Consider the following 15,005-nt stretch of genomic DNA (forward strand, 5'->3'; position numbering starts at 1 on the left):
CTGCCGCAAAAAAACACCCCCAGAGAAAACCTTCTCCGGGGGTATTCACATATCCTTTTAAACAGAGCCTTGTTTAGGCAAGGGTTACCACAATGCCTTCACGGCTGAGGGTACCATCGGGATTCTGAACAAAGCCACGGCGGGAAAGCTGGGAAACGGTGCGGTTCTTGTTGATGGTGGTGACAGTGCCACCCTTGGCCATCAGCTCATCCAAAGTGATGGCAGTGTCCCCGCTCTTGAGGCCCAGCAGAACATCAATGGACTTTTTGCAAATTTCGGTGATGGAAGCAAAATCGCCCTTGTTGATGGCGCTACGGTCACAGAGCCAGCCGCCGCCGACTGCATACACAGAAGGATCGATAAAATCCACAAGATTGTTCAGCGCCACGCCGCCGGTGGGGATGAACTGCACGCCGCCAAAAGGGCCAGCCAAGGATTTAATGGCCTTGATGCCGCCATATACATTAGCAGGGAAGAACTTGATAACCGAAATTCCGGCCCGGATGGCGGTGTCAATTTCGGTGGGGGTTACACAGCCGGGGCATACACTGATGCCGTTATCAAGGCAGTAATGAACAATTTCAGGGTTATAGCCAGGGGATACAATAAACTTGGCGCCCAGCTTGATGGCTTCTTTGCACTTATCCAGAGTCAGCACAGTGCCGCCGCCCACCAGAATATCGGGGCATTCTTTAATGACATTGGCGATGGATTCCATGCCTGCTTCGGTGCGCAGGGTGATTTCCATAATATCCACACCGCCTTCAGCCATAGCACGGCCGGTGGCCACTGCTTTTGAGGCATCGTCGATGACTACAACCGGCACCAAGCCGGTATCTGCTATCCGCTTCATCGTGTTGCTCATAGTTTTTCTCCTTGCATCGTATCGTTTTAGTGTATGTTCGGCCGGTAGAAGCTACCGGGAAAGCTTAAAGTGAAAACGACTTCCCTTGCCTCTATACCGGGCATGGGAATACTCAATGGGGGTGTTATCCTTGAGATACCCCACACTTTCAAAAAACTGGATGGGATCGCCCTTGTGAATGCCCAACAGCCCGGCCTCGTAATCACCGGCCAGCGTGGCCTCCAAGGTTCGGGACATCCAATCCACCTTTTTGTCATAGCGGGTTTCAAGCAAATAGTAAAGTGAGCTATCCTTGAAATCCTCCTGCTCAAAATCCGGGAAAAGCACCCGGGGCAGATAGGTGATAACAAACACCATAGGCTGTCCATCCGCATAACGGAGCCGCCAAAGCTCATAGATTGGGTCACCCACCACCGGCGGCAATGCGGGCATCCGCCTGCTTGGCCACAAACTTAAGCACATCGGTTTTGGGGATCATCCCTTTGCGGCGCAGGCTGTTTTCGTAGCTATCCACCCGCATAAGCATGTTCAGCTCAATGCTGGGGGTGCAAACAAAGGTACCCTTCCCCTTGATTCGATAGAGTCGGCCTTCCACCACCAGTTCGTTGATTGCCTGACGCACAGTGGGCCGGCTGATACCGAAATCTTCACTGAGAGATTGCTCGGTGGGAATGGGCAGGCTGGGATCAGGGTGCCCCTGCTCCAAATATTCCAGCAAAATCTGCTTGAGCTGAAAATACAGCGGCACTGTGGAGGCTTTGTCAATATGCCGATCCTTTAGTTGCAAAGAAACCCTCCTCTCATCAAATATGTCCTTACATTTTATATTTTATCACTCCTTTGACAAAAAGTAAACAGGTTCATGGAATTTTATCCTGTTTAATATTTCGCCTCTTAGAAGCGGATGAAAAAAGGCAAAGACCTGCGGAGCTTTCCGCCTGACTTTGCCTTTGAGTCTATATTCTGGTACCTTTTCTGCTCTCTAAAGCAGCGTGCCTGCATCGATTTCAGCCCGGGTGGGCATCGCCACCGAGGTTCCCATCCGCTGGATGGAAAGTGCGGCCAGCCGGTTGGCAAACTCCGCCGCTTCCCAGATATCCTTCCCCTCGGTCAATGCGGTAAGGAGGCCGCCATTAAAGGCATCTCCCGCCCCGGTGGTATCCAATACCTTAACCTTGGGCACCGGCAGGATACCACGGCGATCCTTTGTATCCACATAGGCGCCTCGGCTCCCCAATGTGATAATCACATTTTCCACGCCCTGCTCAAAAAAACACTGGGCGGCTTTTTCAGCACTGGCTTCATCCGCAATCTCAATGCCGGTGAGAATCTGCGCCTCCACCTCGTTGGGGGTGATGAGATACACCCGGGAAAGAAGCTGTGCACTGACCGGCTGAACCGGCGCTGTATTCAGAATCACCTTAGCTCCGCTTTGGAAAGCGATTTCCACTGCTTTTTCCACGGCGTCCAGATTGGTTTCCAGCTGGGTCAGCAAAAAATTACAACCTGCCAGAACCGGGGTAAGCTTTTGAATGTCATCGCTGGTAATATCACCACAGCTTCCTGCTACCACCAGAATGGAGTTTTGGCTGGTTTGCTCATCCACCAGAATCAAGGCCGTGCCGGTAGGCTCGGTGGGGTGCACCAGTATATGCTCAGTGGACATGCCAAAGTTCTGCATGGTATCCAGCGCCATTTGGCCAAAGGCATCCTTACCCACCTTGGTGATCATGGTAACATCCGCCCCCGCTCTGTGAGCGGCCACCCCCTGATTGAAGCCCTTGCCGCCCGGCCCCATTTTAAACAGGGAACCCCGAACGGTTTCGCCGGGCACCGGGAGATGAGGGGCCCGGGACATCAGATCCACCACGTAGCTGCCAAAAACAACTGCTTTGTGCCCCATAATGCCCTCCTCTTTAGCTTTTCACAAAGGAAACGCCTGCGCTGGCTCCAATGCGGTCAGCTCCGGCCGCAACCATCGCCTGTGCATCCTCCAAGGTGCGAATGCCGCCGCTGGCCTTGATTTTCGCCTTATCCCCCACTGTTTTGCGGATGAGGGCGATATCGGCCTCTGTGGCCCCCCCGGTGCTGAACCCGGTGGAGGTTTTCACAAAATCGGCCCCGGCTTCTACACACAACAGAGAAACTGCCGCTTTCTGCTCGTCGGTAAGCAGGCAGGTTTCAATAATCACCTTGACACCGGCTCTGCCTGCGGCGGCTTCCACCACACGGGCAATATCCTGGCGGACATAATCCAGATTGCCCTGAACCAGAGCGCCCACATTGATGACCATATCCACCTCCCCGGCACCGTTCTTAATGGCTTCCACCGTTTCGTTAACCTTGCTCAGGGTGGTGGTGGCCCCCAAAGGGAACCCAATGACCGTGCAGGTTTTAACCGCACTGCCCGCAAGCTGTTTCGCTACCAGCGGCACCCAGCAGGGGTTAACGCAAACCGAGGCAAAGCCATAGGTCAGAGCCTCCTCACAGATGCGCAGAACCTCCTGCTCAGTGGCATTTTGCTTGAGTATTGTGTGGTCAATGATGCTTGCAATGCTCATTTTAAAACCATCCTTTCTCTGAAAACAGGTTGGCGAAGCAATCTGCCACAGAATTATTTTTCCAGCATAATGTTGAGAATCTCAATATCGGTGCCGCGCATACCTTCACGGCCCATACGGCCAAAGCTTTCGATGGTGCGCTCCACATTGTCTTTTACAAGGCCCTCACCGGAATTGAAGGAATTGCCCTCCTCGGTGCTCATGATAAAGCCAAGAATACCTGCATCCACAGCCGAGGCAATTTTAGCCGCGCAGGAGGATTTTGCTCCGTCGCAGACAATGCCGCCCACATTGGCTAGGGTATTGGTGATGGTTTTGGAAATTTCCTCGTAGCGGCCGCCATGGAGATAGGTGATGCCGCTGGCGGCTCCGGTTGCGGCACAAACAGCGCCGCAGAAGGCCGAAAGACTGCCCAGATATTTCTTCTGCAAAAGGGCAATCAGGTTGGAAAGCACCAGCGCACGAATCAGCTCCTCGTGGCTTTTATTCCACTCACGGGCATATTCCACAACCGGCAGAGAAACGGTCATACCCTGATTGCCGCTCCCGGAATTGATGACCACCGGCATGGCACAGCCGTTCATGCGGGCATCCGACCCAGCGGCAGCAGCGGCTCTGGCTCTGATCTGCACATCCTCTTTGCCATAATGCTTGAGAAGTGTTTTGCCGATCTGGGCGCCCCAGCTCCCTGCAAGGCCCTCCTGCGCAATAGCACTGTTGAAGTTGATCTGGCGATTGATGACATCGTCCACATCTTCCAGCCGAACTGTATCTGCAAAGGTGATGATATCCGCCACATCCAGAAGATCCTTATCCGCTGCCGGGTTCTCGTGACCATCCGGCGCCGGCTGGGTAAACAGAACCTCACCGTTTTTCTCGATTTTAGTGATGTAGGTGTGCTTGCCGGTAATCTCCACCGAGACTGTATCTTCTCCGGCCTTTGCCTCCACCCATATGTAAAGGCCCTCTACGCCTTCCACCAATCCGCAGGTGCAAAAATCCTGCTCCATGAGCTTCTTTGTCTGCTCAATATGCTCTGGCACAATATCGGCCAATACCTCCAGCTCCTTGGATGCATTGCCCCCCACCACTCCGAGAATGGCGGCAACATTGATTCCGACCAACCCGTCGGAATTGGGTACTGTGACCCCCTTGACATTCTTGATAATGTTCCCACTGCTGTTGACTACGATGGCCTGCGGCATTTTGCCCAGTATCTCTCTGGCCTTAGCGGCTGCGTAGGCAATTGCAATGGGCTCGGTACACCCTAATGCTGGAACCAGCTCATTTTCCAAAATAGCAACATAAGCATTATACACCTTCTGCTCCATTTTAGATCCCCCTTCTTGTCAAATTATTGTTTTTTCTGCAAATGGCGTTGTCGGATTTTCCTGCTTCAAACCGGCAGGCAATCACTGATTAAGCGCTAGTATGCTTTGTGATATGATTATAACATAAAGTGAAAAGCTTTTGGATATTTTCCAATATTTTATTCTGCTTCTGTGCAGTGGTTCCGCCTGCTGCCTATACCGCCAACCGGAATGCTTTGTGTGGTTGGCGGTGTGTGGCAACAAACCTCTGTTTTATCCGCCCAAATAGGCCTTGATAACCTCAGGATTTTGCAGGAGGGAACGGCCCTCCCCTTCCATGATAACCTTGCCGGTTTCCAGCACATAGCCCCAATCGGCAATGGAAAGTGCCATGGAGGCATTTTGTTCAATCAGAAGCACTGTTTTGCCATCCTTGCGGATTTCCATGATCAGCTCAAAGATTTCCTCCACAATGATGGGGGCAAGGCCCAACGAAGGCTCATCCAGCATAATCAGCTCAGGGTCCATCATCAGGCCCCGGGCAATGGCCAGCATCTGCTGTTCACCGCCGGAAAGGCTGCCGCCATTTTGCTTGGTGCGCTCCTTGAGGCGGGGGAAAAGCTTATAGTTGTATTCCAACAGGCGCTCAATATCCGTTTTGCTCAGACCGGGATTGCCCAGCGAGCCGGCGATCAAATTCTCATAAACCGAAAGGCCGGGGAATATCTTGCGGCCCTCGGGCACATGGCTCAGGCCCATTTTTACAATCTTTTCCGGCGAAAGGCGGGTGATATCCGTTCCTTTAAAGCTGATGGTTCCCCCATCCTTTTCCACCAAATTGGAGATGGACATGAGAGTGGTGGTTTTTCCCGCGCCATTGCCGCCGATCAGGGTGATAATCTGGCCCTTTTCCACATGCAGGCTCACATCGGTGAGAGCTGTGATGTAGCCGTAATTTACAGAAAGATTCTCGATTTTAAGCATTGGTGCGCACCGCCTCTCCTGCAATGGTTCCCTTGCCAAAATAGGCCTCCTGAACATCCTTGGAGCATTTAACCGTATCCGGGCCACCCTCACAGATTTTCTGGCCGAAATTCAGCACCAAAATCTGGTTGCAGGAATTCATTACAAATTTCATATCATGCTCAATAACCGCAATGGTATAGCCCTTGGCGCTCAGTTCCTTGATCAGCCCCATGAGAGACATGGTCTCGTTGGGGTTCATACCAGCGGCAGGCTCATCCAGCAAAAGAATGCTGGGATCAAGTGCCAGTGCCCGGGCGATTTCCACCTTACGCTGAATACCATAAGCCAGATTGCCCGCTAAGGTATCCTTAAACTCGCTGAGCCCAACCAGCTCCAGAATCTCCAGCCCCTTTTGGGTGGCGTATTCCTCGTCTTTGCGGAAGGTTTTTGTGCGCAGGATTGCATCCCATATACCGGTGGAGGTTTTGTTGTGGAACCCGATCTTTACATTTTCCAGCACCGACATATAGTTGAACAGCTTGATGTTCTGAAAGGTTCGGGCCATTCCCCGTTCGGCAATCTGCTCCGGCCGCAGGCCGATCACGCTTTTGCCGTGGAGAAGAATATCGCCGGAGGTGGGCTGATAAATGCCTGAGCATACATTGAAGAAGGTGGTTTTTCCAGCGCCGTTGGGGCCGATGATGCCGAAGACATCGCCTTGGCTGACTGTCATATTGACCTTTTCAACCGCTTTCAGGCCGCCGAAATACATGCAGATATCCTTTGCTTCCAAAACAGCACTCATACTCTTGCTCCCTCCTTCTTCTTATCCTTGGAGACCTTGCGGCGAATGCTGCGTCCGGCAAGAATACTGTCCGAAGAGCCAACCAGACCCTGGGGGCGGCACCACATGATCACAATGATCAGCAGAGCATAGGCCACCATTCTCCATTGGCCGATGGGCCGCAGCCACTCGGTGAGGAAGTTGACCAGAACCGAGCCCACAACCGGGCCTACGAGGGTTCCCTGCCCGCCGATGATTACCATGGAAAGAATGTTCCAGCCCTCATCCAACGTGAAGAAGGTTGAATCGATAAACCGCACATAAGGGGCGTAGCAGGCACCGGCCAACCCAGCCCAGAAAGCGCCGTAGGTAAAGTTGAGAGCCTTGTAACGGGAGGCCTGCACACCCAGAGAGCGAGCGGCCAGCTGATCCTCACGGATGGAAATCCAAGCCCTTCCCACCCGGGATTTGATGACCCGGTTGGTGACAAAAATAAACAGCACCGCAAGAGCCAGAAAGATGTAGTAATAGGAGCGGGAATTCTTGATCTCAAACCCAAAGAAGCTGGGAACCGGAATGCCCTTGATGCCCATAGGCCCACCGGTCAGGCCGGTCCAGTTCAGGGCAATAAGACGAACAATCTCGGAAAAGCCCAGCGTTACGATGGAAAGATAAATGCCCGACATTTTCAGAGTGGGGATCGCCAACACAAAGCCAATGGCAGCAGTAACAATACCCGCTATGGGCAGAATCATCCAAAAGTTCCAGCCTGCTTTAACGGCCAGAATCGCCTCGCAGTAAGAGCCAATGCAAAAGAAGCCCGCCATGCCCAAACAGGTCTGGCCGCTGTAACCATTAATGGCATTGAGAGCACCCGCCAGCACCGAATAGATCAAAATACGGCACATGACACCCATAAAATAGCTTTTCGGGAAAAGAACAGGCAACAAAATCATCACTACCAGAAGGGCCAGAAATACCAAAACCCTGTGCTGACGATAGAAGCCTTTGAGTGTATCCAGCACTTGACGCATTATACCTTGGCCCCCTTCTTCTTAGAGAATCCTTCCGGCTTGAGAACCAGCACCAAAATCAAGAATCCAAAGGCAAAAACATCCCGGAAGCTGGCGGAGGAAATGGTAATGCCGAGGTTTTCAATAATACCGATCAAAAGGCCGCCTAAAGCGGAGAAACGCACGTCGGTGAGACCGCCCATAACCGAGGAGGCAAAGGCCTTCATACCCAGCGAGCCACCCATGGTTGCCTGAAGTGTCTGGTAATAAATAGCCAGCAGCAAACCGGCCACACCACCCAAGCCGCAGCCCAGACAATTGCCCAGCATAGCGGTGCGCTTAACGTTGATGCCCATCAGGTAGGAAGCGCTCTTATCCTGACTGACCGCCTTGAGCCGGATGCCGAACTTCGTTTTGTTAAAGAGCAGAGAAAGCAGCACAGCCAGCACAATAACTGTGGCGATGATCACCAGCTGAACAAGGGTGATCTGGGCACTGCCCAATTCGTAAAAGGTGTTATCCACCACATCCAGCATCGGTTTCTGGTTGGGGCCGAACACCATCTGCGCAAGGTTTTTCACCAGCATACTAAAACCGATGGTGCACAGAAGGGAAATATGCCGGGGCGCATTGAAGAACCGCTCATAGCATACCTTATACACCAGCATGCCCAAAACCCAGGAGGCGGCAAAGCTGACAATAAATCCGATGAACAGGTTGTTCCCGCAGAGTAAGAAGGTGTAGTAGGCGGCGAAGGCCCCAATCATAATAACCTCACCATGAGTAAAGGTTACCATGCCCACCACACCAACCACCACAGAATATCCGATGGCCATCAGGGCATAAATGGCACCCTGACATAGGCCGTTAATTAGCTGATTTAAAACATAAACCATATTGGCCTCCCCAATTGAAGCTTAAAGCAAAAGACGCTCTACAATTTTAATCCAATCGCAAAGCGCCTCCCACCTATTTCAGAATCAAAAAGCACAGTACCTTGGGCTTAAAGAAATCTCGGCCCAGTCTTAGGATTTGGAATAATCAAAGCCTTCCTTGATGACATACTTGCCGTTTTCAACGCCGCAAATCAGGTATTGACGGGTAATATCGCCAGCTTCATTAAACTTGATGGGGCCGGTAACACCGGTCATCTCAACAGCGGCCAGATTGTCGCGGATAGTCTGGCGGGTTACCTCGCCATCGCCGCTTGCTTCGATTGCTGCTGCAATCAGGTTCACGGTGTCATAGGCGCAGGCAGGGTGAATGGTAGGCTGGAAACCGGCTTTGGAAACAAACTCTTCTTTCCAAGCCATCAAATCTTTGTCGTCCTCGTTGAAGAAGAAGGGAGAGGTCAGCAGCAGGCCTTCGGCATTGGCACCGGCCAAATCAAGAAGCTGCTGAGAAGTTCCAGGCCCCAGTGTGGTGATGGGAATATCCCAACCGGTTCCACGAATCTGGTTGATAACCTGAGGAACAGCACCCTGATCCATGATAGCGATTACTTCAGGGTTCGCTGCTTTCAGCTTGGTGATCAGGGAAGAAAAGTCCTTTTCATCCTGCACATAGCTGACAGTCTCAACAATTTCCAGACCGATTGCATCGGCTTCTTTCTTGAAGTTATCATAGCAGGATTGGCCCCAGTCACTGTTTATGTAGATAACGCCAACTTTTTTCATGCCCATATACTTCTGAAGAATGTATTTGGCATAGAAAGGAGCCTCGCCGTCCTGACGGCCCATGATGCTGAAGCAGTAGGGGCTCATAGCAGCATAATCCGGGTTGGAGGCGGTGGGAGAAAGCTGAACGATACCGGCCTCATCCACGATAGGCGCATTGGCCATGCAGCTTCCGGAGGTGAAATCGCCTAAAATAGCCAGAACGCTTTCATCATCGGCAAACTGGCGGGCAAGGTCGGAGCTTTCTTTTGCATCACCCTTGGAATCCTTCACAACCAGCTCAAGCTGGTAGCCATTGGCGCCGCCGGCTGCATTGATCTTATCCACAGCCATCTTCATGCCAACTTCAAAGCCTTTGCCGTATTCGGCGTTGGTTCCGGTCAGCGGGGCCAAAACGCCCAGCTTAATGGTTCCCTTTTCAGCAGGAGCGGGTGTATCGGTTCCGGCGGTTGAAGCTTCTCCCTGAGAAGCGGCGGGGGTGCTGGATGCCGGGGTGCTGGAGCTTCCGCAGCCGGCAAGTGTTCCCAGTGCCAGAACTGCAATCAACAGAAGTGATACTATTCTTTTCATAAAACTTCTCCTCTTGTTTGTGTCGCATATGCCTGCAACCGGCCCAGGCGGGCCACAGGCGGTGTGAATGCCGTCTCTATTTCATTTTGGAAAGGCAGGCCAAGCCATTTCAAAATCAAATCATTATGAGTATATTTGTATGTATAGTCATTTGCACATAAAACAAATTCCTGTTTTATGTGTGCGGGGCAGGCCCGCAGGAGAAAAAATATCCCAAATCACTATAAAGAACGAATTCATGCGGGTGCATCCGCACCGCATTACAGCCCTTTGGGCCTGTTGTGTCAAACACTCATAACTGTTTGACACGAATTCTACTATAAAACAATCCCTATGTATCACATATGGGAACAGCCTATAGACCAGAGAGCACCACAAATAACAAAATTTCTTACTTGTGGAAGTGGAGCACGCAGCTGGAGCAGCCCTGTGCAATGGTCTCTTTCAGGTCAAGGCTCAGGCCCATAGCATCGGCAATACCGCGGTCGCCTTCCATAGCCATGTCGCAGAGGAGATCGATGGTGGCATCATCAAAGCCCTGCTTCTGCCATGCATTGACCAGTGCGCAGTAATGGAAATCTACGTTGACATTGTCACTGTCGGCGCCAATGTTATCCATATTGAAGGTGTTTACGCCCAGATCGCCCAAAAAGGCTTCACGGAAATCGCCGCAATTGCTGGGATCGGCACATTTGGATTTGAAGATTTCGCCATGAAAACGGCCGCAGCGGCGAATGGCACGGCGGATAATGGGCTCTGCGTCGATTCCGGCTTTAACCATCTCATCATAGATCAGTGCCATCCAAGTAGCGCGGTGCTCAATCTGGTCACGGTTGACCTGAACAGGCTCAGAAACCTTGTTGGCGTTATTGGTAATTTTAGACATAGTAAGTTACCCCTCTCATCATCAATCATATTTTCCCTCACCGGAAGCATCCCCTGCAAAAACAGAGTATGTTCCAGATTATTTGGCTTTATGGCTTGGTATGTTTCTGATGTATTATTAATCATACCAGAGCTTTTAAAAAAAACAGCCTGTCTTTCTGTATTGCATTTTTCCGCAATTCGTGATATCTTACTGGTATTATCAGTTGCGTTATGGACTGATAATACCAGCATGGGACAAAAAAATCAATAGAGTTTTTAATATTTTGTGCACCCACCCAAATCTTTTTACTATTTTCATTGAAATAGACCAATAGCCGGTTCTGGCCCTGGCCCGGCATATTTTTTGGCCTCTCAGCCAGAATTTTTACGGCAATACATTCTTTGTTGATTCACAGAAGGAGACTGGTATAATGCCTGTTCAAAGCCTTAAAGAACGAATTTACAGCCAGGTACTGGAAAATATTATTCAAGGGAGCTATCCCCTGGAATCTTTAATTAACGAGAAAGCTCTTGTAGAGGAATTCGGGGTCAGCAAATCCCCTGTTCGTGAGGCTTTGATCGAGCTTTGCAACGAGGGGGTTCTGCGCAGCATTCCCCGGTGCGGCTACGAGGTTGTGCGCATTACCGACCGGGATGTGCAGGAGATTCAGGATTTCCGCATGATTATCGAGGTTGGCGCATTGGATACCTATTGGTCCATGCTGGATCAAACCCATGTGGAACGCCTCCAGCAAATGCTGGACCAGCACTATCAGGAGGGCAAGGAATACAATGTTTTGGAGCACTGGCAGATGAACACAGAGTTCCATACCGAGCTGATGTCCTGCTTCCAAAATCGCTACCTTTATGACCGCATCAGCGAAACCCTGCGGGTTCTTAACCGGGCCTATGCTCAATTTTACTGGGATAAATGGCACCAAACCACTTCTTTTCTCAGCTCTGCGGGCTGCCACAGAAAAGTGGTGGACTGCATCCGCACCGGCAGCAAGGAGATGGCTTTGGAATACCTGCGGCAGGATATCAGCACCTTTGACGGGGCAGAATCCGGGCTTCGCCCCAATTTTTCCCGCCTTCATAAATAGCGGGGTTTCCCACAGAAAAGGAAGTGCCTTCCGGTTTTTTAACCGTGAAAGCACTTCCTTTTTTTAACCCTTTGTTGTTCACTTGGGCTGTGTATCTCTGGGAGCTGCCTGATACAGCATGGCGTTGATAATGGCGGCGGCTACCGTGCTGCCCCCCTTGCGGCCACGAGAAACAATATAAGGGGTTTTGCTCTGCAAGATCAGCTCTTTGCTTTCCACCACATTCACAAAGCCTACGGGAACGCCCACAATCAGGGGTGGGAAGATCTTTTCTTCTTCAATGAGCTGGTGCAGGCGAATGAGGGCGGTGGGGGCATTGCCCACCACATAAATTCCTACAGGCCAAAGGGAAGCGGCTTTATCCATAGAAACTTTCGCCCGGGTGGTCTGCTCTTCTTCGGCCTTTTTGGCCACATCCAAATCGTTCATATAACAGCAGATGGGGCATTTCAGCTCACCTGCTGCTTTTTTGTTAATACCTGCTCTGGCCATCTGGGTGTCGGTGATGATAGCTGCACCCCGCCGCAGAGCCTTAATGCCCAGCGAAACAGCATAAGGGGAAAACTCCAGAATATCCGCAAAATCAAAATCAGCGGTGGTGTGAATCACCCGCTTGATCACGGCTTCGTTTTCCTCATCCAGAGTGTAGTCTCCCAGCTCTTCGCTGATGATCTCCATACTGCGGCGTTCAATTTCTTCCGGCTTCATAATCTCCATACAGGTCAGTCCCCCTTCTTTTCTAATATCCGGTATATCTGTTCCATATCCAAGGCCCGACGCAAAGCCTCCGCCAGCAGATCATACTGCTGTTCCTTATAGGCGGCAAAATCCGGCAGTCCCTCTTGCTGTGCGCCAAGACCCTTGGTTGTCAAAAGAGCCCCGGCCAGCGCCTGCACCATTTCCCTTGACTCAAAAAGCCCGTGAATATAGCATCCAGCCACATTGGCCAAGGCAGTACCATCCAAGCTGTCTCCCTCTAAGCGGACAAAAGGCAGAGCCTGCGCCAGCCGGGCGGTCTTGCCCATATGAATTTCATAGCCGGTGAGCCCACAGCCGTTCAGGCAGGAAAAAAAGCCCTCCTGCGGCTGTATTTCCCCTTTGACCTGCCTACGGGTTTTACTGGCCTCAAACACGGTCTCCACCGGGAGAAGCTCCATGCCCCGGAGCTCCCCCCCATTTTCCACATTGTGGGGATCACTAAGGGTATTGCCCAGCATTTGATAGCCGCCGCAGATACCCAGCACCGGGGTTCCCGCCGCCTGTTTTTTGATGGCGGCCTCCAGCCCATTTTGGCGCAGCCACAGCAAATCCGCCATGGTATTTTTGGTTCCGGGCAGGATAATCAAATCGGGATAGCCAAGCTCCCGGGGACTGCTTACATACCGCACCCCCAGAGCCGGGTGCTTCTCCAACGGGATAAAATCGGTAAAGTTGGAGATGCGGGGCAGGCGGATAACCGCTATATCCACCGGCTTTGGGGCCTGCTGGCTGCGGTTTTCCAGCGAGAGGCCGTCCTCCTCCTCTATGTGTACATTCAGCATGGGCACCACACCCACCACCGGAATACCGGTCATCTCCTCCAGCATAGCCAGCCCGGGCCGCAAGATTTCAACATCGCCCCGGAATTTGTTGATCACAATTCCCTTGATGCGGGCCTTTTCTTCCGGTTCCAGCAGGGCCACCGTTCCATAAAGGCTGGCAAACACCCCGCCCCGGTCGATATCCCCCACCAGCAGAACCGGGGCATCTGCCATTTTGGCCATGCCCATGTTGACAATATCGCCGCTTTTCAGGTTGATTTCCGCGGGGCTTCCTGCACCCTCCAGCACGATCACATCGTGAGTACGGGCAAGCTCTGTGTAGCATTCCAAAATAGGCTCCCGGAGCCGATGCTTGTAGGCATAGTATTCCGTGGCCTTCATATCCCCCAGAACCTCACCCTTTACAATCACCTGACTGCCGGTTTCCCCTGTGGGCTTGAGCAGGATAGGGTTCATCAGCACCGAAGGCTCTACCCCCGCCGCCTCTGCCTGCGTTACCTGCGCCCGGCCCATTTCCAGCCCTTCCCGGGTGATAAAGCTGTTGAGCGCCATGTTCTGACTCTTAAAGGGGGCCACCCGGAATCCATCCTGCTTAAATATTCGGCAGAGGCCGGTGGAAATTAAGCTTTTTCCGGAATCCGACATGGTACCCTGTATCATTATGGATTTTGCCATCCGCCATCCTCCTGCCCAAGTATCGTTTGAAGCTCCTGCAAAAAACGCTGGTTATCGGCTCTCGTTTTGATTCCAATGCGGAAATACCCAGCGCTCAGGCCGGGAAAGTTCTCACAGCCACGGATGAGAATGCCCTCCCGGGCCATTTTCTCCCAGAAATCTACAATGGGAGACTTGAAAAACAAATAGTTTGCCTCCGAGCCCAGCACCATTATGCCCGCCTCCGCAAGCCCCTGGCGCAGATATTCCTTTTCGGCGGCAATCATCTCACGAGTTCTGGCAAGGTAGTCTGGTTCCTCCAAAGCCGCCAGCCCCGCCGCCTGCGCCACTGAGGATACCGGCCACGGCTGGGAGGCTTTTTTCATCCCCTCCAGCAGGCTTGGATCGGTGCAGAAGCAGGTGCCAAGGCGAAGCCCCGCCATGGCATACAACTTGGTGAAAGCCCCCAGTATCACCAGATTGGGGTATTCCGTCAAATACCCTTTTAGGGTATGCTCCTGCGGGTTTTCCAAAAAGCCCACAAAGCATTCATCCACCACCAGCCGGGTGCCGGTGCGGCGGCACCGCTCTAAAGTCGCTTTTAGCAGGGATGGCTCTGTGGTCTGCCCAGTGGGGTTGTTGGGCTCGCACAGAAAAAGCATCTCCAGCCCCGGCTGTATTTCTTCCAACAGGCGGGGTGTAACGCAAAAGCCCTCATCCTCCCGCAGGAAATGCCGCTGTACCGGGCATCCCGCCGCCCCCAACGCCAGCGCATATTCCGCAAAGCCGGGGGCGGTGACCATGGCACTTTTGGGGCGCAAAGCGTAGGCTAAGCGAAAAATCAGGTCGGCGGCCCCGTTGCCAAAGAGAATGGCTTCCGGGGGAATCTCCTCCTTTTTGCTCAAAGCCTCGGTCAGCCTTCGGCACAAAGGGTCGGGGTAGGCGCCCGCCTCCTCCAGCGCCCGGGTGGCGGCGGCTTTAGCCCCCGGGGGCATCCCCAAGGGGTTGGTGTTCACCGAAAAATCCAGCGGTTTGCGGCCATACTTTTCCTCAAAGCCCAGCACATCACCGCCATGCACCAGCTTCATCAGAGCA

16 protein-coding genes are annotated in these 15,005 nt (G+C 52.4%); 1 reads left to right on the top strand and 15 read right to left on the bottom strand.

The window, feature by feature from the left end; genetic code table 11:
• Positions 1 to 73 precede the first annotated feature (73 nt).
• The 12 genes from eda to U6B65_08120 all read right to left on the bottom strand — a co-directional run bounded on the left by eda (position 74) and on the right by U6B65_08120 (position 10,631).
• Entirely contained in the window at positions 74 to 865 is a 792-nt protein-coding gene (eda, locus tag U6B65_08065) for a bifunctional 4-hydroxy-2-oxoglutarate aldolase/2-dehydro-3-deoxy-phosphogluconate aldolase (protein WRS26306.1), read from the bottom strand.
• A gap of 51 nt (positions 866 to 916) precedes the next feature.
• Complete coding sequence (locus tag U6B65_08070; protein ID WRS26307.1) at positions 917 to 1,297, bottom strand: UTRA domain-containing protein; 381 nt, start codon at positions 1,295 to 1,297, stop codon at positions 917 to 919.
• Positions 1,269 to 1,652 (bottom strand): GntR family transcriptional regulator, encoded by a 384-nt coding sequence (locus tag U6B65_08075; protein ID WRS26308.1) that lies wholly within the window; start codon positions 1,650 to 1,652, stop codon positions 1,269 to 1,271. The genes U6B65_08070 and U6B65_08075 overlap by 29 nt, the downstream gene beginning before the upstream one ends.
• A 195-nt stretch (positions 1,653 to 1,847) precedes the next feature.
• Positions 1,848 to 2,768: a ribokinase gene (gene rbsK / locus U6B65_08080; GenBank protein WRS26309.1), complete on the bottom strand. Its 921-nt coding sequence runs from the start codon at positions 2,766 to 2,768 to the stop codon at positions 1,848 to 1,850.
• 13 nt (positions 2,769 to 2,781) lie between these two features.
• Positions 2,782 to 3,426: a deoxyribose-phosphate aldolase gene (gene deoC, locus U6B65_08085; protein ID WRS26310.1), complete on the bottom strand. Its 645-nt coding sequence runs from the start codon at positions 3,424 to 3,426 to the stop codon at positions 2,782 to 2,784.
• 53 nt (positions 3,427 to 3,479) lie between these two features.
• Positions 3,480 to 4,757, bottom strand: a complete 1,278-nt coding sequence (locus tag U6B65_08090) for an L-serine ammonia-lyase, iron-sulfur-dependent, subunit alpha (GenBank protein ID WRS26311.1) — start codon at positions 4,755 to 4,757, stop codon at positions 3,480 to 3,482.
• A gap of 252 nt (positions 4,758 to 5,009) precedes the next feature.
• Positions 5,010 to 5,720, bottom strand: coding sequence for an ABC transporter ATP-binding protein (locus U6B65_08095; GenBank protein ID WRS26312.1), 711 nt, complete (start codon positions 5,718 to 5,720; stop codon positions 5,010 to 5,012).
• A complete protein-coding gene (locus tag U6B65_08100; GenBank protein WRS26313.1) occupies positions 5,713 to 6,507 on the bottom strand; it encodes an ABC transporter ATP-binding protein in 795 nt (264 codons plus the stop codon). The genes U6B65_08095 and U6B65_08100 overlap by 8 nt, the downstream gene beginning before the upstream one ends.
• Entirely contained in the window at positions 6,504 to 7,520 is a 1,017-nt protein-coding gene (locus U6B65_08105) for a branched-chain amino acid ABC transporter permease (GenBank protein ID WRS26314.1), read from the bottom strand. The genes U6B65_08100 and U6B65_08105 overlap by 4 nt, the downstream gene beginning before the upstream one ends.
• Positions 7,520 to 8,395: a branched-chain amino acid ABC transporter permease gene (locus U6B65_08110; GenBank protein ID WRS26315.1), complete on the bottom strand. Its 876-nt coding sequence runs from the start codon at positions 8,393 to 8,395 to the stop codon at positions 7,520 to 7,522. Before U6B65_08110 ends, U6B65_08105 begins: the two co-directional genes overlap by 1 nt.
• Before the next feature lie 129 nt (positions 8,396 to 8,524).
• A complete protein-coding gene (locus U6B65_08115) occupies positions 8,525 to 9,745 on the bottom strand; it encodes an ABC transporter substrate-binding protein (protein WRS26316.1) in 1,221 nt (406 codons plus the stop codon).
• Between the two features lie 391 nt (positions 9,746 to 10,136).
• On the bottom strand, positions 10,137 to 10,631 hold the full coding sequence (locus tag U6B65_08120) for an L-2-amino-thiazoline-4-carboxylic acid hydrolase (protein ID WRS26317.1): 495 nt from the start codon (positions 10,629 to 10,631) through the stop codon (positions 10,137 to 10,139).
• A gap of 412 nt (positions 10,632 to 11,043) precedes the next feature.
• Between U6B65_08120 and U6B65_08125 the strand changes: the two genes are divergently transcribed.
• A complete protein-coding gene (locus tag U6B65_08125) occupies positions 11,044 to 11,715 on the top strand; it encodes a GntR family transcriptional regulator (GenBank protein WRS26318.1) in 672 nt (223 codons plus the stop codon).
• A 78-nt stretch (positions 11,716 to 11,793) separates the two neighbouring features.
• On the opposite strand, the gene U6B65_08130 is transcribed toward U6B65_08125, so the two are convergent.
• The 3 genes from U6B65_08130 to U6B65_08140 are packed head-to-tail and all read right to left on the bottom strand — an operon-like array spanning position 11,794 to position 14,998.
• A complete protein-coding gene (locus U6B65_08130) occupies positions 11,794 to 12,432 on the bottom strand; it encodes a precorrin-8X methylmutase (GenBank protein WRS26319.1) in 639 nt (212 codons plus the stop codon).
• A 5-nt stretch (positions 12,433 to 12,437) separates the two neighbouring features.
• Positions 12,438 to 13,931, bottom strand: coding sequence for a cobyric acid synthase (locus U6B65_08135; protein ID WRS26320.1), 1,494 nt, complete (start codon positions 13,929 to 13,931; stop codon positions 12,438 to 12,440).
• On the bottom strand, positions 13,916 to 14,998 hold the full coding sequence (locus U6B65_08140) for a threonine-phosphate decarboxylase (protein ID WRS26321.1): 1,083 nt from the start codon (positions 14,996 to 14,998) through the stop codon (positions 13,916 to 13,918). Before U6B65_08140 ends, U6B65_08135 begins: the two co-directional genes overlap by 16 nt.
• Between the last annotated feature and the right edge of the window lie 7 nt (positions 14,999 to 15,005).

This window comes from Oscillospiraceae bacterium MB08-C2-2, from assembly GCA_035621215.1.
In the GTDB taxonomy this organism is placed as follows: Bacteria; Bacillota; Clostridia; order Oscillospirales; family Ruminococcaceae; genus WRAV01.